19 protein-coding genes are annotated in these 21581 nt (G+C 63.4%); 6 read left to right on the top strand and 13 right to left on the bottom strand.

Annotated features, from left to right (window positions below; translation table 11 throughout):
* Positions 1-10: 10 nt before the first annotated feature.
* The 7 genes from AC15MQ_RS12680 to urtA all read right to left on the bottom strand — a co-directional run bounded on the left by AC15MQ_RS12680 (position 11) and on the right by urtA (position 6889).
* A complete protein-coding gene (locus AC15MQ_RS12680; RefSeq protein ID WP_287654313.1) occupies positions 11-313 on the bottom strand; it encodes an urease subunit gamma in 303 nt (100 codons plus the stop codon).
* 17 nt (positions 314-330) lie between these two features.
* A complete protein-coding gene (locus AC15MQ_RS12675) occupies positions 331-1212 on the bottom strand; it encodes an urease accessory protein UreD (protein ID WP_287654314.1) in 882 nt (293 codons plus the stop codon).
* Positions 1209-1901 (bottom strand): urea ABC transporter ATP-binding subunit UrtE, encoded by a 693-nt coding sequence (urtE, locus tag AC15MQ_RS12670; protein WP_483080304.1) that lies wholly within the window; start codon positions 1899-1901, stop codon positions 1209-1211. The genes AC15MQ_RS12675 and urtE overlap by 4 nt, the downstream gene beginning before the upstream one ends.
* Before the next feature lie 2 nt (positions 1902-1903).
* Positions 1904-2749: an urea ABC transporter ATP-binding protein UrtD gene (gene urtD / locus AC15MQ_RS12665; RefSeq protein WP_287654316.1), complete on the bottom strand. Its 846-nt coding sequence runs from the start codon at positions 2747-2749 to the stop codon at positions 1904-1906.
* The gene (urtC, locus tag AC15MQ_RS12660) at positions 2746-3894 is read right to left on the bottom strand and encodes an urea ABC transporter permease subunit UrtC (RefSeq protein WP_287654317.1); all 1149 of its coding nucleotides are present in this window, start codon (positions 3892-3894) and stop codon (positions 2746-2748) included. Before urtC ends, urtD begins: the two co-directional genes overlap by 4 nt.
* Before the next feature lie 16 nt (positions 3895-3910).
* The gene (gene urtB, locus AC15MQ_RS12655) at positions 3911-5509 is read right to left on the bottom strand and encodes an urea ABC transporter permease subunit UrtB (RefSeq protein ID WP_287654318.1); all 1599 of its coding nucleotides are present in this window, start codon (positions 5507-5509) and stop codon (positions 3911-3913) included.
* Between the two features lie 111 nt (positions 5510-5620).
* On the bottom strand, positions 5621-6889 hold the full coding sequence (gene urtA, locus AC15MQ_RS12650) for an urea ABC transporter substrate-binding protein (RefSeq protein WP_287654319.1): 1269 nt from the start codon (positions 6887-6889) through the stop codon (positions 5621-5623).
* Between the two features lie 242 nt (positions 6890-7131).
* Here urtA and AC15MQ_RS12645 point away from each other — a divergent pair, with 242 nt between their 5' ends.
* Positions 7132-7449, top strand: coding sequence for a hypothetical protein (locus AC15MQ_RS12645; protein ID WP_483080303.1), 318 nt, complete (start codon positions 7132-7134; stop codon positions 7447-7449).
* On the opposite strand, the gene AC15MQ_RS12640 is transcribed toward AC15MQ_RS12645, so the two are convergent.
* The 5 genes from AC15MQ_RS12640 to crcB all read right to left on the bottom strand — a co-directional run bounded on the left by AC15MQ_RS12640 (position 7446) and on the right by crcB (position 10860).
* The gene (locus AC15MQ_RS12640) at positions 7446-7730 is read right to left on the bottom strand and encodes a lipid-A-disaccharide synthase N-terminal domain-containing protein (RefSeq protein ID WP_287654321.1); all 285 of its coding nucleotides are present in this window, start codon (positions 7728-7730) and stop codon (positions 7446-7448) included. The genes AC15MQ_RS12645 and AC15MQ_RS12640 overlap by 4 nt on opposite strands.
* Positions 7727-8476 (bottom strand): glycosyltransferase, encoded by a 750-nt coding sequence (locus tag AC15MQ_RS12635; protein WP_287654322.1) that lies wholly within the window; start codon positions 8474-8476, stop codon positions 7727-7729. The genes AC15MQ_RS12640 and AC15MQ_RS12635 overlap by 4 nt, the downstream gene beginning before the upstream one ends.
* On the bottom strand, positions 8473-9975 hold the full coding sequence (locus AC15MQ_RS12630) for an ArnT family glycosyltransferase (protein WP_483080302.1): 1503 nt from the start codon (positions 9973-9975) through the stop codon (positions 8473-8475). Before AC15MQ_RS12630 ends, AC15MQ_RS12635 begins: the two co-directional genes overlap by 4 nt.
* Before the next feature lie 91 nt (positions 9976-10066).
* Entirely contained in the window at positions 10067-10420 is a 354-nt protein-coding gene (locus AC15MQ_RS12625; protein WP_287654324.1) for a DUF190 domain-containing protein, read from the bottom strand.
* 53 nt (positions 10421-10473) lie between these two features.
* Positions 10474-10860, bottom strand: coding sequence for a fluoride efflux transporter CrcB (gene crcB / locus AC15MQ_RS12620; protein ID WP_287654325.1), 387 nt, complete (start codon positions 10858-10860; stop codon positions 10474-10476).
* Between the two features lie 309 nt (positions 10861-11169).
* Between crcB and pyk the strand changes: the two genes are divergently transcribed.
* Together pyk and AC15MQ_RS12610 are read left to right on the top strand one after the other, a co-directional pair.
* The gene (gene pyk, locus AC15MQ_RS12615) at positions 11170-12585 is read left to right on the top strand and encodes a pyruvate kinase (protein WP_287654326.1); all 1416 of its coding nucleotides are present in this window, start codon (positions 11170-11172) and stop codon (positions 12583-12585) included.
* Positions 12586-12647: 62 nt separating this feature from the next.
* On the top strand, positions 12648-15680 hold the full coding sequence (locus tag AC15MQ_RS12610; RefSeq protein ID WP_483080301.1) for an ankyrin repeat domain-containing protein: 3033 nt from the start codon (positions 12648-12650) through the stop codon (positions 15678-15680).
* 45 nt (positions 15681-15725) lie between these two features.
* Here AC15MQ_RS12610 and AC15MQ_RS12605 read toward each other — a convergent pair whose 3' ends face one another.
* Positions 15726-16283 carry a lipid-binding SYLF domain-containing protein gene (locus tag AC15MQ_RS12605; RefSeq protein ID WP_287654328.1) on the bottom strand — a complete coding sequence of 186 codons (558 nt, stop codon included), beginning with the start codon at positions 16281-16283 and terminating at the stop codon, positions 15726-15728.
* A gap of 359 nt (positions 16284-16642) precedes the next feature.
* Between AC15MQ_RS12605 and AC15MQ_RS12600 the strand changes: the two genes are divergently transcribed.
* From AC15MQ_RS12600 to AC15MQ_RS12590, 3 genes are all read left to right on the top strand, one after another.
* Positions 16643-17272: a PEP-CTERM sorting domain-containing protein gene (locus tag AC15MQ_RS12600; RefSeq protein ID WP_287654329.1), complete on the top strand. Its 630-nt coding sequence runs from the start codon at positions 16643-16645 to the stop codon at positions 17270-17272.
* Positions 17273-17470: 198 nt separating this feature from the next.
* Positions 17471-21127 carry a mechanosensitive ion channel domain-containing protein gene (locus tag AC15MQ_RS12595; RefSeq protein WP_483080300.1) on the top strand — a complete coding sequence of 1219 codons (3657 nt, stop codon included), beginning with the start codon at positions 17471-17473 and terminating at the stop codon, positions 21125-21127.
* Between the two features lies 1 nt (position 21128).
* Positions 21129-21443, top strand: a complete 315-nt coding sequence (locus AC15MQ_RS12590; RefSeq protein ID WP_483080299.1) for a hypothetical protein — start codon at positions 21129-21131, stop codon at positions 21441-21443.
* The last annotated feature ends 138 nt before the right edge of the window (positions 21444-21581 follow it).

The raw sequence follows: 21581 nt of genomic DNA, 5'->3' as shown, positions 1-21581 counted from the left end.
ACTCCTTGGTTCAAACGATGGGGTGATGGACGGTGACCAGCTTGGTGCCGTCCGGGAAGGTGGCTTCGACCTGGATATCGTGGATCATTTCCGGCACGCCTTCCATCACGTCGTCACGGGAAAGCAGCGTCGTTCCGTAGCTCATCAACTCGGCCACCGTCCGCCCGTCGCGGGCGCCTTCGACGATCGCCGCGCTGATCAGCGCCACCGCCTCGGGGTAGTTGAGTTTCAGGCCGCGCGCACGGCGGCGTTCCGCGAGCAGCGCGGCGGTAAAGATGAGCAGCTTGTCCTTTTCTCTCGGCGTCAGTTCCATGCGGCTTCCTCAGGTATTCAGGTACTCCATATCCGCGGCACTACGGCGGCCCGACCGAGCGCCAGCGGGCGCAACAGCTTCCAGACCTCACTCAACCAGGCACGCGCAACCTCGGCTTGCGGTGCCAGGCAACGCGCCACCAGCACCTCGGGCAGCGCGCTGACTCCGGCCAGCAGACCATCGGTGACGGCCAGCGTACGGCAAGCGTCAAGCCACTCGCGGTGTATTGCTCGCCCGGCCAGCAGCAAGGTCGCACTCACCGGCTGACCAGCGAGTCCGGCGGCGGCGGCGAGCCAAGCCGAGCCACCGGCGAGTTGACCACGTTCGACCCACAACGGCTGGCCGTCGCGTTCGATCCGCGTCGCCAGATCCAGCCGCCCGGTCGCGAAGCGTTCACCGGCCGCCGTGCGGCCCAGGCAGAGGATCTCCCAGCCGCAGAACAGGCCGCCGCCGGCCAGTTCGACACGGCTGTGCATCGTCGCGTCCGCACCGTCGAAGACAATCGTTTCCTGCGGCAACCACTCGACGACGGCGTCACGCGCGACGCGCACCGTCAGCCCCTGCTGCGCCGGTCGCCCACCCGAACGATACCACTTGCCGGCGCCGGGTGTAGTCAATAACACGCGCGCGCCGGGCGCGGCAGCGACGCTGATTTCCAGACGGTCGCCACCGGCAACGCCGCCCGGCGGATGCAGGACGATGGCGTGACAGAGATCCCGACCTTCCGGATACAGCGCCTTCTGCACGCGCAGCGGCCCGCGATGCTCGCGCTGCACCAGCACCGTCGTCTCGGCACGGCGCTCGAAACCGAGTTTCAGTGACGCCTGCCAGCCGGGGCGTGCCGCTTCCTGTGCGGCTTTTTCCGCTACCGTTTCCTCGATCGCCGGCGTCGCCGTCAAACGGCCAGGGCCGCCAGCACCCCATCCTTTTCCATGTCTTCCCCGCGTCCACGCATGATGATCTCGCCACGTTCCATCACCAGGTACTGGTCGGCGAGCGAGCGGGCAAAATCATAATACTGTTCGACGAGCAGGATGGCCATTTCGCCGCTGGCGGCGAGCGCACGCACGGCACGTTCGATGTCCTTGATGATCGACGGCTGGATGCCTTCCGTGGGTTCGTCGAGAATCAGCAGCTTCGGGCCCATGGCCAGCGCCCGCCCGATCGCCAGCTGCTGCTGCTGCCCGCCCGAGAGATCGCCGCCACGCCGCCGCAGCATCTGCCGCAACACCGGGAACATCTCGAAAATCCGTTCCGGCACTGGCGTCCTCCCGGGGCAGGCGGCAAGCCCCATCAGCAGATTCTCCTGCACCGTCAGGCGTGGAAAGATCTCGCGCCCCTGCGGCACATAACCGATACCGGCCTTGACCCGCTGGTGTGAAGCGGCACGCGTCAGATCGCGACCGCCGAACTCGATGCTGCCGCCCCGAGTCGGCAGCAGCCCCATCAGCGACTTCAGCAAGGTCGATTTGCCGACGCCATTGCGCCCGAGCACCGCCGTCACCTTGCCGGCTTCGGCGGTAAAGCTGACGTTGCGCAGAATGTGGCTGCCACCGTAATACTGGTTGAGATTGTTCACGTTCAGCATCTTCAGCGCCCCAGATAGACTTCGATCACCCGTGCGTCGGCCTGCACTTCTTCCAGCGTGCCCTCGGCGAGCAGGCTGCCTTCGTGCAGAACGGTGACCTTGCCTCCGAGTTGCTTGACGAAGGCCATGTCGTGTTCGACGACGACCAGCGAATGCCGGCCGGCCAGCGAAATGAACAACTCGCCGGTGCGCTCGGTTTCTTCGTCGGTCATGCCGGCCACCGGTTCGTCGAGCAGCAACAGCTTCGGCTCCTGCATCAGCAGCATGCCGATTTCCAGCCACTGTTTCTGGCCGTGCGAAAGCAGCCCGGCAAGACGATTCGCCTGGCCATCGAGGCGGATCAGTTGCAGCGTCTCGGCTATGCGGTCGCCCGCCGCCGAATCGAGCACCGCAAAGAGGCTGCGCCAGACCCGCTTGTCGGTCTTCATCGCCAGTTCGAGATTCTCGAAAACCGTATGATTCTCGAAAATCGTCGGTTTCTGGAACTTGCGCCCGATACCGGCGTGCGCGATCTCGGGCTCCGAGAGGCGTGTCAGATCGATGGTCTGGCCGAAGAAGACCGTGCCTTCGTCGGGCCGGGTCTTGCCGGTGATGACATCCATCATCGTCGTCTTGCCGGCGCCGTTGGGCCCGATGATGCAGCGCAATTCGCCGGCGTCGATGGTCAACGACAGCTTGTTGAGCGCGCGAAAACCGTCGAAGCTGACCGTGATGTCTTCCAGGTAGAGGATGACCTTGTGTGACAGGTCGAGATGACCGGGCTGCAGGATATGCCCGAGTTCGGCAGTACCGCTATCCCAGTCGGGATTGTCCTCGCTCTCCGGGAGCAGCAGATCGACAGCGTTCATGCCTCCACTCCTTTCGCCACCACGCCCGGCGTGGCCTCTTCCCGCCGCCTGCCGGCGCGCAGCCTGACCCACAGGCCGACGACTCCCTGCGGCAGATACAGGGTCGCGACGATGAACAGGGTGCCGAGGAAGAACAGCCAGTACTCCGGAAAACTCACCGTAAACCAGCTCTTCGCGAGATTGACGATGAATGCCCCGATGACCGGGCCGAGCAGCGTGCCGCGCCCGCCGACGGCGACCCAGATGGCGATCTCGATCGAGTTGGCGACCGACATTTCGGAAGGGTTGATGATTCCCACCTGCGGGACATACAGCGCGCCGGCGACGGCGCACAGCATGGCCGACAGCGTCCACACGAAAAGCTTGTACCACAGCGGGTTGTAGCCGATGAACATGACCCGCGATTCGGCGTCGCGGATGGCCGTCAGCACGCGCCCGAACTTTGAGGTCACCAGATAGCGCGCCAGCAGCAGCGTGCCGATCAGGGCCAGCGCCGAGAGACCGAAGAGCACCACGCGGGTCTCGGGTGCGGTGATCGAAAAGCCGAGAATGCGCTTGAAGTCGGTGAAGCCGTTGTTGCCGCCGAAGCCGGTTTCGTTGCGGAAGAAGAGCAGCATCGCCGCGTAGGTCAGCGCCTGGGTGATGATCGAGAAATAAACACCACGGATGCGCGAGCGGAAGGCGAAATAGCCGAACACGAAAGCAATCAGTGCCGGCACGACCAGGACCAGCAGCGCCACCCACAGGAAACTGTCGCTACCCACCCAGAACCACGGCAGTTCCTTCCAGTCGAGAAAGACCATGAAGTCCGGCAGATCGCTCTGATAGCTGCCGTCGCGGCCGATCTGGCGCATCAGGTACATGCCGAAGGCGTAGCCGCCAAGGGCGAAGAACAGTCCGTGACCGAGCGAGAGAATGCCCCCGTAGCCCCAGATCAGGTCCATCGCCACTGCGACGATCGCATAGCAGAGAATCTTGCCGGTCAGGGTAATGAAGTAGGTCGACAGATACAGCGGATTTTCGGGCGGCAGCAGCAGGTGCATGACCGGTACGGCAACCAGCGCGAAGGCGGCGAACAGCCCCACCATCTGCCAGCTGCGCGCGTCGAAGCTGCGTCCGAGACGAACGATGAAAGGGGTTCTCATGGGTGCTCTCCCGCTCTCAGGATTCGACAAAGCGGCCCTTGAGGGCGAACAGCCCCTGCGGACGCTTCTGGATGAAAATGATGATGAACACCAGCACGACGATCTTGGCAACCACCGCACCGGTCCAGCCTTCGAGGAACTTGGTGAACACGCCGAGACCGAGGGCCGCCCAGACCGCACCAGCGAGTTGTCCGACACCACCGAGCACGACGACCATGAACGAGTCGACGATGTAACCCTGCCCCATGTCCGGGCCAACGTTGGCGATCTGCGACAGAGCCACGCCACCGAGGCCGGCGATGCCGGCACCGAGACCGAAGGCGAGGGTGTCGACGCGCCCGGTCGGCACGCCGACGCAGCCCGCCATCGCCCGGTTCTGGGTTACCGCCCGGACGAACATGCCCAGCCGCGAGAGGTTGAGGATCGCCCACATCGCGGCCAGCACGGCGATCGAGAAGGCGACGATGATGATCCGGTTCCAGGGCAGCATCAGGTTCGGCAACACCTCGATGCCGCCGGCCATCCACACCGGGTTGGCAACCTCGACGTTCTGGGCGCCGAACAGTGTCCGTGCCACCTGCATCAGGAACAGGGAAATGCCCCAGGTCGCGAGCAGCGTCTCCAGCGGCCGCCCGTAGAGATGGCGAATGACGATCCGCTCCATGAGCACGCCGACCAGAGCCGCCGCCAGGAATCCCACCGGGATGGCGGCCAGCAGATACCAGTCGAGGGCGCTCGGCAAGTAGGCCCGGAAAACGCTCTGCATCGCCCAGGCCGAATAGGCGCCGACCATCAACAGTTCGCCGTGCGCCATGTTGATCACCCCCATCACCCCGTAGGTGATCGCCAGGCCGAGTGCCGCCAGCAGCAGGATCGAGCCGAGCGAAAGACCGGTAAAGGCACGCCCCAGATTGTCGGCCCACGCCAGCCGCTGTTCGATGGCACGAATCGACGTTCCGGCCGCCGCGCGCACCGCGCTGTCGGGTTCGACCCAGGCGTCGCCGCGCTTCTCGGTCAGCGGCATCAGCAGTTGGCGAACGTTCGGATCGCTGCTCTCGCCGAGTGCGCGCACTGCCACATGGCGGACGCCGGCGTCGGTCGAGCCGAGACTGGCCTGGGCATGCGCGAGTTGCAGGCGCGCCCTGATCTCGCTGTCGGTTTCAGCGGCCAGCGCCTTGTCGAGCAGCGGCAGCATCTTCGCGTCGGCACTCAGCGTCAGCTCCTGCGCGGCCTGCCAACGCACCTCGCGGTCGGCGGAGAAGAGGCGCAACGCGGCCAGTGCGCCGGAGAGTTCACGGCGCACACGATTGTTGATGCCGATGGTTTCGTGCGCCGCCGGCGCCGGTTTGATCTCGGTGTTGCTGGCGGCGTCGAACACGCGCTCGCCGTCGACAATCAGCAGGCGTTCCCCGGAAACCGCCAGGGCATTGTCCGCGAGCGCCTTGAGGACCGGCAGCGCCTCCTCCGGCGCAGCCTGGGCCAGCGCCGCGATGGCCATGATCTTGGTATCGGAGTCTTCGGAGGCCAGTGGCTTGAGCAACGACGGGTCTATTGCCGCCTGCACGCTCGCCGCACTCAGGAGCCACCCGCAAAGCAGTAATCCGATGGTACGCATGCTTCCTCCCTAAGCCCCGCCGCCTCTCCCGCAGCCGGGAGAGGCGAGCCTGTCGAACAGGCTCGGAACGGGATGCGTGCGTCGCTGATGCGACGAACACGCGGTTGATGCTTACTTGCCTTCAGGCGTGTCCTTCTTCTTGTCGTTACCCGGAATGTACGGGCTCCACGGCTGCGCCCTGACCGGTCCAGGCGTTTTCCAGACCACGTTGAACTGACCGTCGGCCTTGATCTCGCCGATGAACACCGGCTTGTGCAGATGGTGGTTCTTCTCGTCCATCTTGATCGTGAAACCCGACGGTGCCTTGAAGGTCTGTCCGGCCATCGCCGCAATCACCTTGTCGACGTCGGTGGACTTGGCCTTCTCGACCGCCTGCTTCCACATGTAGACGCCGATGTAAGTCGCTTCCATCGGGTCATTGGTCACCGCCTTGTCGGCATTCGGCAGTTTCTGCTTGACCGCCCAGGTCCGGTACAGCTTGGTGAACTTGTCGTTCTCGACGTTCTTCAACGACATGAAGTAGTTCCACGAGGCGAGGTGACCCACCAGCGGCTTGGTATCGACGCCGCGCAGTTCTTCTTCGCCGACCGAGAAGGCGACCACCGGCACTTCGGTCGCCTTGATGCCGGCGTTGCCGAGTTCCTTGTAGAACGGCACGTTGGAATCGCCATTGATGGTCGACACCACCGCCGTCTTCTTGCCTTCGCTGGAGAATTTCTTGATCTTGGCGATGATCGTCTGATAGTCGCTGTGACCGAAGGGCGTGTACTCCTCCATGATGTCGGCGTCGGCGACGCCCTTGGACTTGAGGAATGCGCGCAGGATCTTGTTCGTCGTGCGCGGATAGACGTAGTCGGTACCGAGCAGGACGAAGCGTTTGGCTTCGCCGCCATCCTTGCTCATCAGGTACTCGACCGCCGGGATCGCCTGCTGGTTTGGCGCCGCGCCGGTATAGAAGACGTTGTACTCGAGTTCTTCGCCTTCGTACTGCACCGGATAGAACAGGAGGCCGTTGAGTTCCTTGTAGACCGGCAGGACCGATTTCCGCGATACCGACGTCCAGCACCCGAAGGTCACCGCGACCTTGTCCTTGCTCAGCAGTTGTCGTGCCTTCTCTGCGAACAGCGGCCAGTTCGACGCCGGATCGACGACCACCGGTTCGAGCTTCTTGCCGAGCACGCCGCCCTTGCTGTTGATCTCGTCGATCGCCATCAGGACGGTTTCCTTGAGTGCCGTCTCGGAGATGGCCATGGTCCCCGACAGGGAATGCAGCACACCGACCTTGATCGTCTCGGCGGCCAGTGCGTTGAACGAAGTCAGCCCGAACGCGGCGGTCACTGCGGCGGCGGAGAGTGTCTTCATGAAGTTGCGACGTACCATCTATTTACTCCTCGAAGGTTAAGAACCGGGAAGAAATCTTCCTGCTAGGACGACAAAGCAACCACCATGCCATATCGCATCAGGAACGTGGAATGGCCCATCAGAGCAAACGATCAGCGCTGTTGTACGGCATCCGTTGCAGCCGCTCGGCAATGCGCCCGCACCAGACTGGGGCACCGACCCACAACAGGCACCAAGATGACACCCGCCGCCGCAAGCGACGGGCGAACTTGAGCGCCACCTTGAAGTGTTTTCTCGTGGTCTCAGGCAGCGGCGCCGGGCTGTGGGCAGCCCTGGCGCTTGGCGCCGGCTGGCTTTTGCAGTGCGCGGTGCAAGGCGCCATCAGCGTGCTCGATCAGCACGCCGATGGCGCCCTCCTGATCACGACCGGTCTTGTCGCCAGCTGGCTGGGATGGAAGATGCAGGCTCCCATCCAGGCCGCCCGGTACCTGCTCGATGCCGGATACCACGCAGCGCGCCCACGGCAAGGCGGCTACGAAGCCTGGATGGCGGCCAGCGCAGCAAACGCCGACTCCCCCGGGGAAACCATCAAACCCTAGTCCGCCGGAGCATCCTGGCTCTTCAGCCGCTTGAAGATCAACTGCAGGTTGCGAATATAAACCACAAATCCGAAAGACTGGCCAATGATGAAAACCGGGTCTTCACGATACAGGGCATACGACAACAACAAGGCGCTGCCCACCAGGCTGAGGTACCAAAAGCCTTTAGGAATCACACTTTCCTTGCGAATCTCGCTATAAATCCATTGCAACGCGAATCGACCGGTAAAGACCGCCTGCCCCAACAAACCCACACCAATCCACATCTGCTCAGTAGTCATTTCGCTGATTCCGCCTCTTCAGTAGCGCAGTACAACCGGGTTCGCAACAACAACCACGACACGCCGAACAAATCAACGATGCCGACCAGCGCTCGGTCAATCGTTCCATAATTGGAACGACCACCAATGCGGTGGCGATGATTGACCGGGACCACCATTTTCCGAAAACCATGCCGTTGCACCATGGCCGGAATGAAACGATGCATGTGATCAAAATATGGCAGTTGCAGAAACACGTCGCGCGCGATCACCTTCAGGCCACACCCGGTGTCGGGCGTATCATCGCGCAGGATCCACGCGCGCAGCCCATTGGCAAACCGCGAGGAGATCCGCTTGATGAACGTGTCGCGACGATTGACGCGGTGACCAGCAAGCAGCTTGATCCCTGCCGGATCACCTTCCGTCCCTTCCACCAGGGCCAACAGACGCGGAATATCGGCCGGATCGTTCTGACCATCGCCATCCAGTGTCACCAGCCATGATCCACGCGCCCGCTGAGCCGCGCGATAGAGCGATGTGCTCTGACCCAGCGAACGGGCATGCCGAAAGATGCGCAGGGCCGCAAAACCATCACGCTGCACCTCTTGCAGGGTGGCAAACGTCCCATCGGTGCTGCCATCATCGACCACCAGCACCTCATAATCCTCGCGCGGCTGCATCGCGCGCTGGATTTCACCCAGCAGGACCGGCAGGTTCGCGGTTTCGTTCTTGGCTGGAATCAGTATTGAAATGGATGGGACAGTCATGAGCGCAACTCCGCGGCCGAAGGATTTCTGGGCAATGAGGAACCGCCGGAGGTGGGGGCCATCGACACCGGCGTGCAGTCACTGCCATTGCGGTAAACAAAAACATGCTGACCTTTCCTGATAAACGGATCAAAATCGTTCAGCAAACAGTTCCTTGACGGTTGCCATTCCTTCGGCAATTCCTCAAAGAAAAACAGACCCTGCGCGGAAGCTTGATAGCGCGCCTTCAGGTCGGAATCCGGCAGTTCTTTCACCGTTCGGCCGATATAATAGATCGCTCGCACATCGAAATTCTTTTCCGAAAACAGCGGCAACTGCGCGGGCTGCGGTGCCATGAATCTTTGAATTTCGGGCAGCACCTGGTAGCGCTGCGCAAAATACCGCTCCTCACCCCAGGCAAAATATCCCAGGAAACAGAAACCCAACACCGGGCCAGCCCACTCGACGACCCTCCTGACACGTGGCCCGGCAAGTTCGCGGTAAGCAGCCAGTCTGGTGGCAAGCAACATCGCCAGGCAGGGATAGGCCGGCAACAGGTATTTGGCGTGCTTTTCCTTGAACAGCGTGAAGACGATCACCGGCAATACGAAAGAGAGCAGCCACAAACACTCGGTCCTGTTTTTCCACCAGCCGGTAATCGTTTCCCTCGGCTTCCAGAACAACAGCAGGAGTACCGGGAAAAACGCCCCGGCGATCCATTGGAGATAGCTATAAAATGGCTCGCTTTCCACATGGCCGCTAATCTTCTGCACGATGTCGCGCTTGAGGATCGGTTGCCAGGCATCGAACCCGATCCTTTCCGTAATCAGCCCATACCAGGGCAGGGCCACCAGCAGCAGGATCAGCCAGCCCAGCGGGTCACGCAACAATTTCTTGCCGCGTGCGTCCTGTTGAACAAAGGCGTACACCAGCAGCGGCAGGGTCACGAACAACAGGGATACCGGACCCTTGGTCATCACCGCACAACCGAGCAGGGCATAACTCGCAACCCCCCAGGTGCGGGCCGCGCCTTCCTCAAGATAACGCCACGCGCAGAGCAGCGAGGCGAAGCAAAACAAAGTCAGGAGGCCCTCAAGTTCGGCCCTGCGCGCATGCACGGCAAAGCCGCTGTTGGCAATCAGGATTTGCACCGCAAAGATGGCTGCCCACGGCGACGCATATCGAATCATGGCCCGGTAGCACAGCGCCAGCGTCAGCAGTCCGGCGACAGCCGCCGGAAAACGCACCACCCACTCATTGACGGTACCGATCGCGGTGGCCAGGGCAGTCGCGATCCAATAATAGAAAGGCGGCTTGACGATATACCACTCGCCATTGAGGGTCGGAATCAACCAGTCACCCGAAAGAAACATCTCCCGAATGGGCAGTGCGCGGCGGGCTTCATTGAGCGAAGCCAACGGTAAACTGCCGAGGTTCAGGAACACGACGCCGACAGAGAGCGCCAGGACAAGCATTGCGTAGGAACTGGCGACGCCGCCAGGAGATTTGTTGCTGGTCATGATCGGTGGCTATTCAAGAGTTGTTGCAATCCTTGCCCGGCAATGTGCTGCCGGGCTGTTGAGACATCACCATGGGCACTCGCTGGTGCGGTCAATCTTCGGTCGTCTCGCCGGCAGGATCCTGGTCATCCGGATTGATCACTCCGAAGTGCGCAGGAATGCGCGTGTAGAAGATCCGGATTTTCTCGTGACGGACCAGATCGAAAAGCCGTTGCTCTTCGTCACGCGTCACGACGAATTCGACCTCGATGCCACTGCTTCCCGCCAGTTCGAAAAATCGGTCTTCGTGCACGGTATGCCGTCGCCCGAAACCGCCGATCGACCGAAAGGCCGACCCGCCCCGGATGCCGAGCTTGTTGCCTGTGTCGAGCAGCCACTCCCATAACAGAACGCCGTGATGCTCCTGGGCCGCGTTCACGTAGAATCTCAGGAATGAACCTTGCATGCTTGCCTCCCCGCCCTGTCCTTGCACGCCGCTGTCGGCAATATGCAACCGCATCAGCTTGACGCCTTCACCCAGACGACGGTGGCAATCCCGGCCAGGGTCATCAGCACCGATCCCACGACATGCGCCGCAACAGCGGTCAGCGCCCAGGAGATCCTTCCCTCCTGCAGCAGGGTCGTGAGTTCGGCCGAGAACGTCGAGAACGTCGTCAGCCCACCGCAGAAGCCGGTAATGACCAGCAGACGCCATTCCGGCGAGAGCGCTGAAAATGACGCAAAGAACGCCACGGCCAGGCCAACGACGTAGGCGCCGATCAGATTCGCAGCCAGTGTGCCGGGGGGCACCGTCGGAAAGAGGCTGTTGAGCCTGAGGCCGAGTTGCCAGCGCAACAAGGCGCCGAGCGCGGCACCGGTCGAGATGGCAAGGATTGATTTCCACATACCGCTACCCTGCAAAGCTGGTGCCAAAGCGGCCAGGCCGAACGCATTGACGGCCGAACGCCATCTCCCAAGCGCTCAATATAGCACCGGAACTTGTGCCATGAACAGCGGTCGCGCCGCACGCGGGTGCTGCCAGGCAAGGCCGATCCCCGCCATAAAGCGCATGCGTGGCCCGTACTTCGATTGACGGTGCGTGTCTCTGCTCCCTATACTCGGGGGCTTTACCCTGGATATCCCGTGTTCTGCTGCGGACTTTCGCGCGCACGCGCCCCGGCAGGACGGGATGTCGAAGCGATCGAGGAGTACGTGATGCGCCGAACGAAGATCGTGGCCACAGTCGGCCCGGCCACTGCCGCACCCGGGCCGATGCGACAACTGCTGGAAGCCGGCGTCGATGTCGTACGCCTCAACGCGGCGCACGCCGATATGGACACGCACAGCAACAACGCGCGCCAGGCGCGTGAACTGGCGCAGGTTCTCGGCCGCAGCGTCGGCGTGCTGGTCGATCTGCCGGGCCCCAAGATCCGCAGCGGTCTGGTCGTGGGCGACGCGGTGGAACTCGAAAGCGGTCAGGAGTTCGTACTCAGCGGCCACGACGACGGCCATGGCGACGCCCAGCACGTCGCCACCACCCTGCCCGCGCTCGCGCAATGGGCACGCCGCGGCGACGACGTCTACCTCGCCGACGGCGCGATCGTGCTGCGCGTACTCGAAGCGGTGGGCGACGACGTGCGCACCGAAGTCGTGCGCGGCGGTACGCTGCGCTCGCGCAAGGGGATGCACCTGCCACGTGCCGAGGAGCACGTCGATCCGTTCACCGACCGCGACGCCCGTGCACTCGAGATGGCGGTTGCCGCGAAGGTAGACTTCCTCGGACTTTCTTTCGTCCGCCGTGCCGAAGACGTCGAGCAGGTGCGCGCCCTGCTCCCCAGGCGCGGCATGCGGCCGGCCCTGATCGCGAAGATCGAGACCGCCAGCGCGGTGGACAACCTCGCGGGGATCATCAACGCCGCCGACGGGGTCATGGTCGCACGCGGCGATCTCGGCATCCAGATGCCGGCGCGACGCGTGCCGCTCCTCCAGAAGGAGATCATCCGCTTCTGCAACCAGGCCGGAAAGCCGGTGATCACCGCCACGCAGATGCTGGAATCGATGACCCGCTCGCCGCTGCCGACGCGCGCCGAGGTCAATGACGTGGCCAACGCGGTGCTCGACGGCACCGACGCGCTGATGCTCTCGGAAGAGACGGCAGTCGGATTGTTCCCGGGAGAAACCGTGCGCATGATGAGCGAAGTCGCCGAATCGGCCGAAGGCTGGCCGCGCGACCGCGTCGATCCGGCCACCAGCGTCGGCGCAGACGCCGACCGCGTCGCCTGGGCGGTGGCGCACGCCGCGGTGCAGGCGGCCGAAGACCTCGGCGTGGCCGCGATCCTGTGTCCCACGCGCAGCGGTCAAACGGCGCATCGCGTCGCCGCCTTCCGGCCGCGGGTACCGATCGCCGCCATCTCGCCCAGCCCGCAGGTGCTCGGCGGGCTCTGCCTGGTGTGGGGCGTGCGACCGCTGGTAGTCCCCGAAAACCTCAACGGCGAGGAACAGATACGGCTCGCGATCGCGGCCGCACGGGCGGCGGGCATCGTCCGCGAAGGCGATCTGGTGGCGCTCGTTTTCGGCTGGGCCGGGCCGCGCGCCGGCAGCACCGACAGCGTACGCATCGTGCGCGCCTGAGACGAGGCGTGTCGGACCCGGCGCCGCTGCGCCTGGACACTGCCTGACCATCCTGGCCGACCATGAAGATTCTTGAATATACCGGTCTTGACACCTCCCGCGTCAAGGCCAGCTACCGCAAGGTGGCCGACGCCATCGCCCGCCACGACTTCCGCGCCGCGCAGGTCAAGAAGCTCGCCAATCTCGGCCACGGCAAGTTCTACCGCGCCCGCCTCGACGACAGCAACCGGCTGTTGTTCTCGCTGGTTCGCCACGGCGACGAAGTCTGTGCCCTGATGCTCGAGGTCATCGTCAATCACGATTACGACAAGTCGCGCTTTCTGCGCGGCGCAGCCATCGACGATGACAAGGTTCCCGACATCGGCGTGGAAGACGCCATCCGCGAAGCACAGCCGGTACGCTACCTGCATCCGGAGCGAACGGCGATTCATCTGCTCGACAAGCCGATCTCCTTCGACGACACGCAGGACGCCATCTATCGCCGACCGCCACCGCTGATCGTCGTCGGCTGCGCCGGCAGCGGCAAGACCGCCCTGACCCTCGAAAAACTCAAACACGCCGAAGGCGAGGTGCTCTACGTCACGCATTCAAGCTACCTCGCGCAGAGCGCCCGCGACCTCTATTACGCCCAGGGCTTCGAGCACGGCGGGCAGGAGGCGGTATTCCTGTCCTACCGGGAGTTCATCGAGTCGATCCACGTTCCACCCGGTCGGGAAGCCAGTTGGCGCGATTTCGCCGGCTGGTTTGGACGTTTCCGGCAGACCTTCCGGGAGTTCGACGCACATCAGGTCTTCGAAGAGATTCGCGGCGTGCTGACGGCCGGGTCCGGCGGCGTGCTGACGCGTGACGCCTATCTGGCGCTCGGCGTGCGGCAGTCGATCTTCCCCGCCGATCAGCGCGACCAGCTGTATGACCTGTTCGAGAAGTATCGACACTGGCTGGCCGAGGCGAAGCTCTATGACCTCAATCTGGTCGCCCAGGACTGGCAGCCATTGGCCGCGCCGCGCTACGATTTCGTGGTCATCGACGAGGTGCAGGACATCACCACCGTGCAACTGGCTCTGGTCCTCAAGACACTGAGGAAACCCGGCCACTTCCTGCTCTGCGGTGACTCCAACCAGATCGTGCATCCCAACTTCTTCGCCTGGAGTCAGGTCAAGAGTCTGTTCTGGAAAGATCCCAAACTCGCCGAGAGACAGGAACTGCATGTGCTCACGGCCAACTTCCGCAACGGACTGGAGGCCACACGCGTCGCCAACCAGTTGCTGAAAATCAAGCACAAGCGCTTCGGCTCGATCGACCGCGAGAGCAATTTCCTGGTGCAGGCCATCGGCGGCGAGGCCGGTCAGGTGGCGCTGATGCCCGACAAGGACGCCACGACCCGCGAACTCGACCAGAAAATCCGCCAGTCCACCCAGTTCGCCGTACTGGTGATGCGCGACGAAGACAAGGCCGAGGCGAGGAAGCACTTCGCGACGCCGCTGTTGTTCTCGATCCATGAAGCCAAAGGCCTCGAATACGAGAACATCGTCCTCTACCGCTTCATCTCGGATCACCGCAGCGAGTTCAGCGACATCGTCGAAGGCGTCGCCAAGGCCGATCTGGCCGTCGAAACGCTCGATTACCGCCGCGCCAGGGACAAGAGCGACAAGTCGCTGGAGGTCTACAAGTTCTTCGTCAATGCCCTGTACGTGGCGCTGACGCGCGCCATCAAGAATATCTACGTCATTGAGTCCGACACCGGGCATGCGCTCTTTGGCTTACTCGACCTGAACCTCGGCCAGGTGACGGTCGACGCCCGCCAATCGACCCTCGAAGACTGGCAGCGGGAAGCCCGCAAGCTGGAACTCCAGGGCAAGCAGGAACAGGCCGAGGCCATTCGCCGCACGATCCTCAAGCAGACGCCGGTCCCCTGGCCGGTGGCCAACGAAGACAAGGTCGTCGAACTTCTGGTGAAGGTGTTCCGCGAACAAGTTCCCGGCGGCAAGCTGAAACAGCAACTCTACGAATACGCCACCTGTTTCGATGAACCGCAACTCGCCGAGTGGCTGGTCACGGAGGCGAAATTCGAGCAGGCAAAATACTTCGCGCAGCAGCGCGCGACCTTCGGACGCAAGACCTACCTGCCCTACTTCGCCAACCATTTCAAGGACATCCTGCAGCAATGCGAGCGCCACGGCATTGACCACCGGCTGCCGATGAACCAGACGCCATTGATGGCCGCGGCGGCGGCCGGCAACGTGCCACTGGTGGAAACCTTGCTCGCGCGCGGCGCCGACCGCGAAGCCGTCGATCACTACGGATACAACGCCCTGCACTGGGCCTTGCGCGAGGCTTTCCGTGACTCGAAATTTGCCCGCGGCCCACTCGCCGCCCTCTACGAGCAACTGGCGCCGGCCAGCATCGACGTCAATACCGGCGAACGACTGGTGCGCATCGACCGGCACCTGTCCGAATATTTCATCTTCCAGACGCTGTGGGTGCTCTTCAAGTCGCGCTTCACCCACCGCCAGCGGCGAGCCAACGGCGCCTTTGACGCGCAAACCCTACTCGAAGCCTGGCAGGACCTGCCGGCCAACATCGTGCGCCCGGAACGAAACAAGCGCCAGCACCTGTCGAGCGTCCTGGCCCGCAACGAAATCAACCGCGACTACGCCTACAACCGGGCGCTGTTCATGCGTTTCACCATTGGCTGGTATCAGTTCAATCCCAAGCTCGCGGTGCGTCGCCGCGTGGCTGGCGACGAGCAGTGGCTGCCGATTTATGCGGCGCTCAACCTGCCGCTGATCAACGAGTTTTCGCTGCCGGAACGGCCGGAGCACCGGGGATGGGAACAGGTCTGTTACGCCATCGACCGCTATCTCGCTCTCGGCGGACTGGACCCGCGCACCACCGCCATCGCCGCCGAGCGCGCGGTGGCGCGCGCAGAGGCGCTGGAGGCCGCAAGGATTGCGGAAGAAAGGGCGCTACGGGAACGTCAGCAGGCCGCTCGCGCCGCCGCTGCTCGACAACCGGTGATGTGGGGCACTCCCGAGGCACGGCGCCAGGAAGTCGAACGTCTGCGGCGGCAGATCGAGGATCGCAAGAAGCGTTGATCGCCGTGCCGACCACGCCGGCACGGCACCATTCGCTTCGCCGGGCTACTTCGCGAGTTTCGTGATCTTGTTGCCCTGCAGGCCGATGCCGGCCATCAACCCTTTCTGGCTGAAAATGAAAGCATAGATGTCGTCCTTGGTGGTTATCGACGTGCTGGCCTTGGCCATGCCTTCGTCGACCACGACCACACTGGGCCCGACTCCGACCTCGAAGCCATCGGTCTCGGTCAGCGCGTTCAGCGCCTTCTCGTTCATGAAGAACATCGCGTAGCCAAACTGCTGCGCACCTGCCTGCAGCCCGTACGATGCTCCGGTGGTGCTGTAGTGACCGGCCGGCTTGCCGCCGCGCAGGAGGACGCCTTCACCATACTGACCACCAACCACCAGGCCGGCTTTGGTGATTTTGGGAAACACCAGCACCGCAACTGCCTGCCTGCCGAGTTCCCGTGCCGCCGGCACCGAGGCCACCAGCTTGCCATAAGCCTGCCTGGCGTTGCCATCGAGCGCCACCGTCCCTTGCGCAGCAACAGGCGACACCGCGGTGAAGGCCAGGACAACGGTCGCCGCCAGCGCGGCCGCAGTATTCGAAAATCGACTGTTCATGCTTCCTCCAGAATCGTAACCAGGGTGGCGGAAAGGAAACTCGGTAACACCTCGCGAGTATGGCGGGCACGCAATGCAGACGTCAAGCGGCAGATTTCGACGCCTGGATGGGCCCATGAATCGACGGCAGCCGAGCGCCGACCTGAGAGCGTTTCGGACACTTCATTCTGTCGAAAAATCTTACACTCAGCGTCGCATCCGCTCTCAGCGTCGACCAGTTGTTCACAATCATTCAAGTAGTTGGTTTATTTGGCATGAAGTGTGCTTTTTATCACACAGCTTCGGTCGGTTGACGCAATCTGAAGGTTGATCTGGCCAAGTGCTCGAACACACGCGGTTCTTTTTGAGGAGACAGGACCATGCGCAAACTACTTGCCTTGAGCATTTTTGCTCTGACTGTTGGCCAGGCTTCAGCCGCCACCTGGCTGATCGGTGACAACGATGGTTATGGCGCCGGGATTCCAGACAATGCCGACCATACGTTCAATGGCTTCACGGCCAATTACGATGGCCGCAGCGCTGCGGAAGCGGCGGCCACCAACGGCGCCCAATACACCGATACCTACAGCACGACCCACCCCGGCTTTGGTCCGCAACCGGGCACCGTAGCCACGTTCAAGTTCACCGGCCTGGGCAGCGGCTGGACTCAGGGCAGCATGTGGTTCGACATGGCTGACTTCCAGGCCAGCACGTTCGGTGCCGTGGCCGTGACGTTCAACGGTATCGTCCAGAACTGGGCCTTCAATGACGGCTTCCCGCACACCCTGGTCCGGTTCTTCGACCTGGATGCGGCCGTGCTGACTTCCATCAACAGCACCGGGGAACTGGACGTAGTCATTGACCGCAACGCCTCGGTTGACTTCTACGGCTTCGACTACGCACTGCTGTCCAACCGTGCCGGTTCCGATGGGATTCCCGAGCCGGGTGCTCTGGCCCTGCTCGGCCTCGGCCTCGCCGGCCTCGCCGCATCGCGCCGCCGCAAGCAATAATCAGCTCCCGCGGTTCCCTGGAAGCCCCGCTTCGGCGGGGCTTCTTGCGTTGTGCTGCTCCATACAGGCACAGGGGCGACAGCGAAACGCCACGCACTGCGGAGTCAAGTGTGCTGGACGTGTCTGATCTCTCCGAAAACACCAGCTTGCCACCCCGCGACAATGGCCCGTTCCACCACAAACGCGCAGAGCGCGGCTATGATGCGCACGACACACTTCAAGAGCCAGTGCGATGCGCATACCTTTCCTGCCGACAGCCGAAGCCTGTGCCCTGGTTCGGGTGTCGACCTCCGTGCCGACCAATCGGGAGCCCACGACCAGCCGCATTCCCGGCAGGAGATCCGCCGGGTGAACCCCAGCCAGGCGTACCGTACCGACGATGCCCCGACCAACCGGCAGGCACGGTCTTGCATCGCCCGCTTCCGTCGTTTGCTGATCGGCACGATCATCGTGCAAGCCTGCATCCGCCCGGTTCTACTCGTGCTCGCACTGGCCTGTTTCGGGCTTGCGTCGGACAACGTGGCGGCGGCGGACGGCAATCGTGCCGCGCCACCGATGCTGGTGACCGCCGACATGCTGCACGCGAAAATCGGCGAGGCTGAACGCAACCCCGAACTCGATGCCAAGGGCCGCGCCAGTCTCATTGCCCTCTACCGCGACGCCCTGAGCAACCTCGGAAAAATCGACTCCCACACGGCGCGCGCCGACGCTTTCGCCGAGATCAGGCGAACGGCACCCCAGGAGACGGATCTCGCCCGCCAGCGAAGCGTCGCCCTGAAGGCTGCCGATCCGCCGTCAGCCGTGGCCGCCAACTCGGCCGCCAGCGGCGTGCAGATCGAACGTGATCTCAAGCGGGAGGAAGCCGACCTGGCGGCCGTCCAGGCGCTGCGCGCCGACATCGAGCGACAACTGGCCTATCAGGAGATCCGACCGACGGCGATCCGCCAGGCGCTCGCGACGGCACAGGAGCAGCAGCGGGCGATTGCTGCCGCACTGCAGAGCGCAGCCGCCACCGATGAGCCGGAAATCCTGATCGAAGCCAGACGCTGGAGCCAGGAAACCCGATATGTCGCGCAGAGCGCCCTGCTCCAGGCGCTTGACCAGGAACTGCTCAGCCTGCCGATGAAATGGGATCTGCTCGCGGCCACACGCGACGAGAAGACGGTCAAGATCGATCGCATCGGCCAGCGCGTCCAGAACCTGAAGGCCCTCAACAATGCCCGGCGGGTAGAGCAGGCACAGCAGGCCGTACAGGCGGCGGAGCGGATGCTGCAGACGACGGCCGGGCTGAGCCCGACCCTGGCGGCCTTCGCCGAGCAGAACCTGGTGCTCGCCAGAGAGCTGAATGCGGTCACGATACCCCTCGACACGCTGGAAAAGGAGCAGGCACAGGCAGCACAGATGGCCGAACGGATTCGCGCCAATCACCGACGAGAACAGGCGGCGACGGAAATCAGCGCGCTCAGTTCCGGACTCGGGCCGCTGCTGCTGGCGCACCGCCAGGCGCTGCCGGATCTGAAGGTCTATCAACGCAAGAGCAGCGAACTCGCGCAGAAGATTGCCGAAGTCAACGTGCGACGTTTGCGGTACCTCGACGAAGCGGCGCGCGTCGCCAACCGGCCCGCGGCCGTGGCCGCACTCGCCGCCGGACTGCCCGCCGAACAGGCCGAGTCCCTGCACGACACGCTGCAGGCCCTGATCGCGCAGAGGCAGGCCCTGCTGAGCCAGCAACTGGAAACCGAGGCGATGTATCTGGAGCGCTTGCGCAAGCTGCGCGCCGCCGAAAGTGACCTGCTGGAGACGGCACGCCGCTACGACAGCTTTCTCGAAAAACACCTGTTCTGGCTCGGGACACAGTCCGGAACACAGTTCGCGGACCTTGATCGACTGCCGCAAGAAGTACGGCTACTGCTCGCACCCACACGCTGGTCGGCACTTATCCGGGCGGTCGAACAACAGGTCGCTCCGTCGCTCGTCTTCTGGCTGAGCGTGCTGCTGGCTCTCGTCCTGACCGGGAAGCAAGGAGCCCTGACCGGCAGGATCAAAGGTACCGCGCAGCACATCGGCAGACCCGACCGCGACGACCTGCACCACACCCTGCGTGCCCTGGGCTGGACGCTGTTGCTGGCCCTGCCGCTGCCCCTCCTGCTCGCGGTCACCGGCGCGCTGCTGCAAGGGCAGGAGCACGGCACCACGATCTCGCACGCCGTCGGTGCCGGCCTGACGCGGGTCGCGTGCAATATCTACTTCCTGCTCACGCTACGCGCGATCAGCCTCCCCGGGGGGCTGGCCACGGCGCATCTGCAGTGGCCCGAGCCTGTGGCACACCGATTGCGCGTGGAACTGGGACGCCTGCTCTGGGTGTTCATCCCGGCGAACCTCATCGGACGACTGGCACTCGACCTGAACCCGGAAATCACCGGCGGCATCGTTGCGCGGCTGGCGCTGTTGCTGGTCACCCTGTCGCTGGCCTGGTTCCTGTATCAGGTGTTTCACCCACGGCGTGGTGTATTGACGCATCTGCGACGGCAGCCTGATGCCGCGCTGTTCTTCCGCCTGCAACCCCTCTGGTCCACCGCCCTGGTCGCCGCGCCACTGGTCGTCCTTGCCCTGACCCTGAACGGATACATCTACTCTGCGGTGATCCTGATGAACTCAGTGCTGCTGACCCTGTGGCTGGCCTGCGGCATGGTTCTGCTGCATGGCCTGGCCTGGCGCTGGTTGACGCTGCTCCGCCAGCGTGCCGCCTTCAGGAAGGCCTACAAGGAACGAGCCGCCGCGGACGCGGAGCCTGCCAGCGCGGCGGCGGATGTCGATGAGGCCGCCGCCGAGCCCGCGTACGTCGACTTCGACCTGGCGGCGATGAGCGAGGACAGCCGCGAACTGCTCGGGATTGTCACCACCCTGCTGTCTCTGGCCGGCCTGTACGCCATCTGGTCTGCCGTTTTCCCGGCTTTGACGATACTCGAAGACATCACCCTGTGGACCCGCGCGGCGACCGTCGATGGCGAGGAACGACGCCTGCCGATCACCCTCGCCGATCTCGGCCTCGCCCTGATCTATCTGATCAGCACGGTGACGCTCGCCAGGCGACTGCCGGGGGTACTCGACATGATCCTGCTGGAGCGCTTCCACATGACTTCCAGCAGTCGCTATACCGCCACCACCCTGACGACCTATGGCATCGTCGCCGGCGGCACCCTGCTGACGCTCTATACGCTCGGTGCCCAATGGTCACAGGTGCAGTGGCTGGCGGCCGCGCTGAGCGTCGGCATCGGCTTCGGCCTGCAGGAGATCGTCGCCAACTTCATCAGCGGCCTGATCATCCTGTTCGAGCGGCCCGTACGGGTTGGCGACCTGATCACCGTCGGCAATACCGATGGCGTGGTCACCAAGATCCGCATTCGCGCCACGACCATCCGCAATGCCGACCGCCAGGAACTGGTGGTGCCGAACAAGGAGTTCATCACCGGCCGCTTGCTCAACTGGTCGCTGTCGGACCAGGTCACCCGCGTCAAGGTCAGCGTCGGCGTGGCCTACGGCACCGATATCGACCAGGCGCACGCGCTGATGCGCGAGGCCGCGGACGAACACGAGCACATCCTCGCCGATCCGAAACCCAGCGTGAGCTTCGACGCCTTCGGAGACAATTCGCTGATGCTGACCCTGCGCGCCTTTGTCGACGATCTCGATCACCGCAGCAAGGCGATGACCGACCTGCACAAGGCGATCAACCGCAAGTTCGAGCAAGCAGGAATCGCCATGGCCTTCCCGCAGAGGGATCTGCACTTCGACCCGCGCTCGCCGCTGCGGGTGACCATTGAAGACGCCAGGCAGGCAAAACCCGACGCCTAGAATGCTTTCGGGCGTCATGTCGATTACCCCATCCCTTATCGCCACCCCAATGATCCTGCGTGCACTCCTGCTGACCTTCCTGCTCACAAGCTGCGCCGAAAACTTGCTTGTGAGTTTCAATGAAGACACCAACTACCTGACCTTCGACCACCCGAATTCCGACAAGTCCAATGCGGAGGTCCGCACCACCGCCGAAAAACTGTGCCAACAGCGCAAACAGGTCGCCATCAAGACGGCCAGTGTCTGTTCTCTCAAGAACTGCGTGACCCACTATCAGTGCGGCGACCGGGAGGATGTCATCAAGTACGGGCTATAGCCCTGGCGTGCCTGCACGCCCTGAACCGTCCGATCGAACATCCGCCGGCGGGCAGCATCCTCGATGAACCGCGACAGCCCGGCTTTGCGCACGTGACCGCTGGCCTCTTCACGACCCAGGCGCAACCTGGCCGAGGGG

Source organism: Candidatus Accumulibacter propinquus, assembly GCF_056856495.1.
The sequence above is the reverse complement of the archived record's forward strand: the minus strand, read 5'-3'. Positions and strand labels throughout refer to the sequence as shown.

Coding starts and splice junctions, on each gene's coding strand:
- urtD (WP_287654316.1), bottom strand. CDS start 2,749: ATGAACGCTGTCGATCTGCTGCTCCCGGAGAGCGAGGACAATCCCGAC.
- AC15MQ_RS12595 (WP_483080300.1), top strand. CDS start 17,471: ATGATGCGCACGACACACTTCAAGAGCCAGTGCGATGCGCATACCTTT.
- AC15MQ_RS12635 (WP_287654322.1), bottom strand. CDS start 8,476: ATGACTGTCCCATCCATTTCAATACTGATTCCAGCCAAGAACGAAACC.
- AC15MQ_RS12680 (WP_287654313.1), bottom strand. CDS start 313: ATGGAACTGACGCCGAGAGAAAAGGACAAGCTGCTCATCTTTACCGCC.
- AC15MQ_RS12640 (WP_287654321.1), bottom strand. CDS start 7,730: ATGACTACTGAGCAGATGTGGATTGGTGTGGGTTTGTTGGGGCAGGCG.
- AC15MQ_RS12600 (WP_287654329.1), top strand. CDS start 16,643: ATGCGCAAACTACTTGCCTTGAGCATTTTTGCTCTGACTGTTGGCCAG.
- urtB (WP_287654318.1), bottom strand. CDS start 5,509: ATGCGTACCATCGGATTACTGCTTTGCGGGTGGCTCCTGAGTGCGGCG.
- urtA (WP_287654319.1), bottom strand. CDS start 6,889: ATGGTACGTCGCAACTTCATGAAGACACTCTCCGCCGCCGCAGTGACC.
- crcB (WP_287654325.1), bottom strand. CDS start 10,860: ATGTGGAAATCAATCCTTGCCATCTCGACCGGTGCCGCGCTCGGCGCC.
- urtC (WP_287654317.1), bottom strand. CDS start 3,894: ATGAGAACCCCTTTCATCGTTCGTCTCGGACGCAGCTTCGACGCGCGC.
- AC15MQ_RS12590 (WP_483080299.1), top strand. CDS start 21,129: ATGCTTTCGGGCGTCATGTCGATTACCCCATCCCTTATCGCCACCCCA.
- AC15MQ_RS12605 (WP_287654328.1), bottom strand. CDS start 16,283: ATGAACAGTCGATTTTCGAATACTGCGGCCGCGCTGGCGGCGACCGTT.
- urtE (WP_483080304.1), bottom strand. CDS start 1,901: ATGCTGAACGTGAACAATCTCAACCAGTATTACGGTGGCAGCCACATT.
- pyk (WP_287654326.1), top strand. CDS start 11,170: ATGCGCCGAACGAAGATCGTGGCCACAGTCGGCCCGGCCACTGCCGCA.
- AC15MQ_RS12630 (WP_483080302.1), bottom strand. CDS start 9,975: ATGACCAGCAACAAATCTCCTGGCGGCGTCGCCAGTTCCTACGCAATG.
- AC15MQ_RS12625 (WP_287654324.1), bottom strand. CDS start 10,420: ATGCAAGGTTCATTCCTGAGATTCTACGTGAACGCGGCCCAGGAGCAT.
- AC15MQ_RS12610 (WP_483080301.1), top strand. CDS start 12,648: ATGAAGATTCTTGAATATACCGGTCTTGACACCTCCCGCGTCAAGGCC.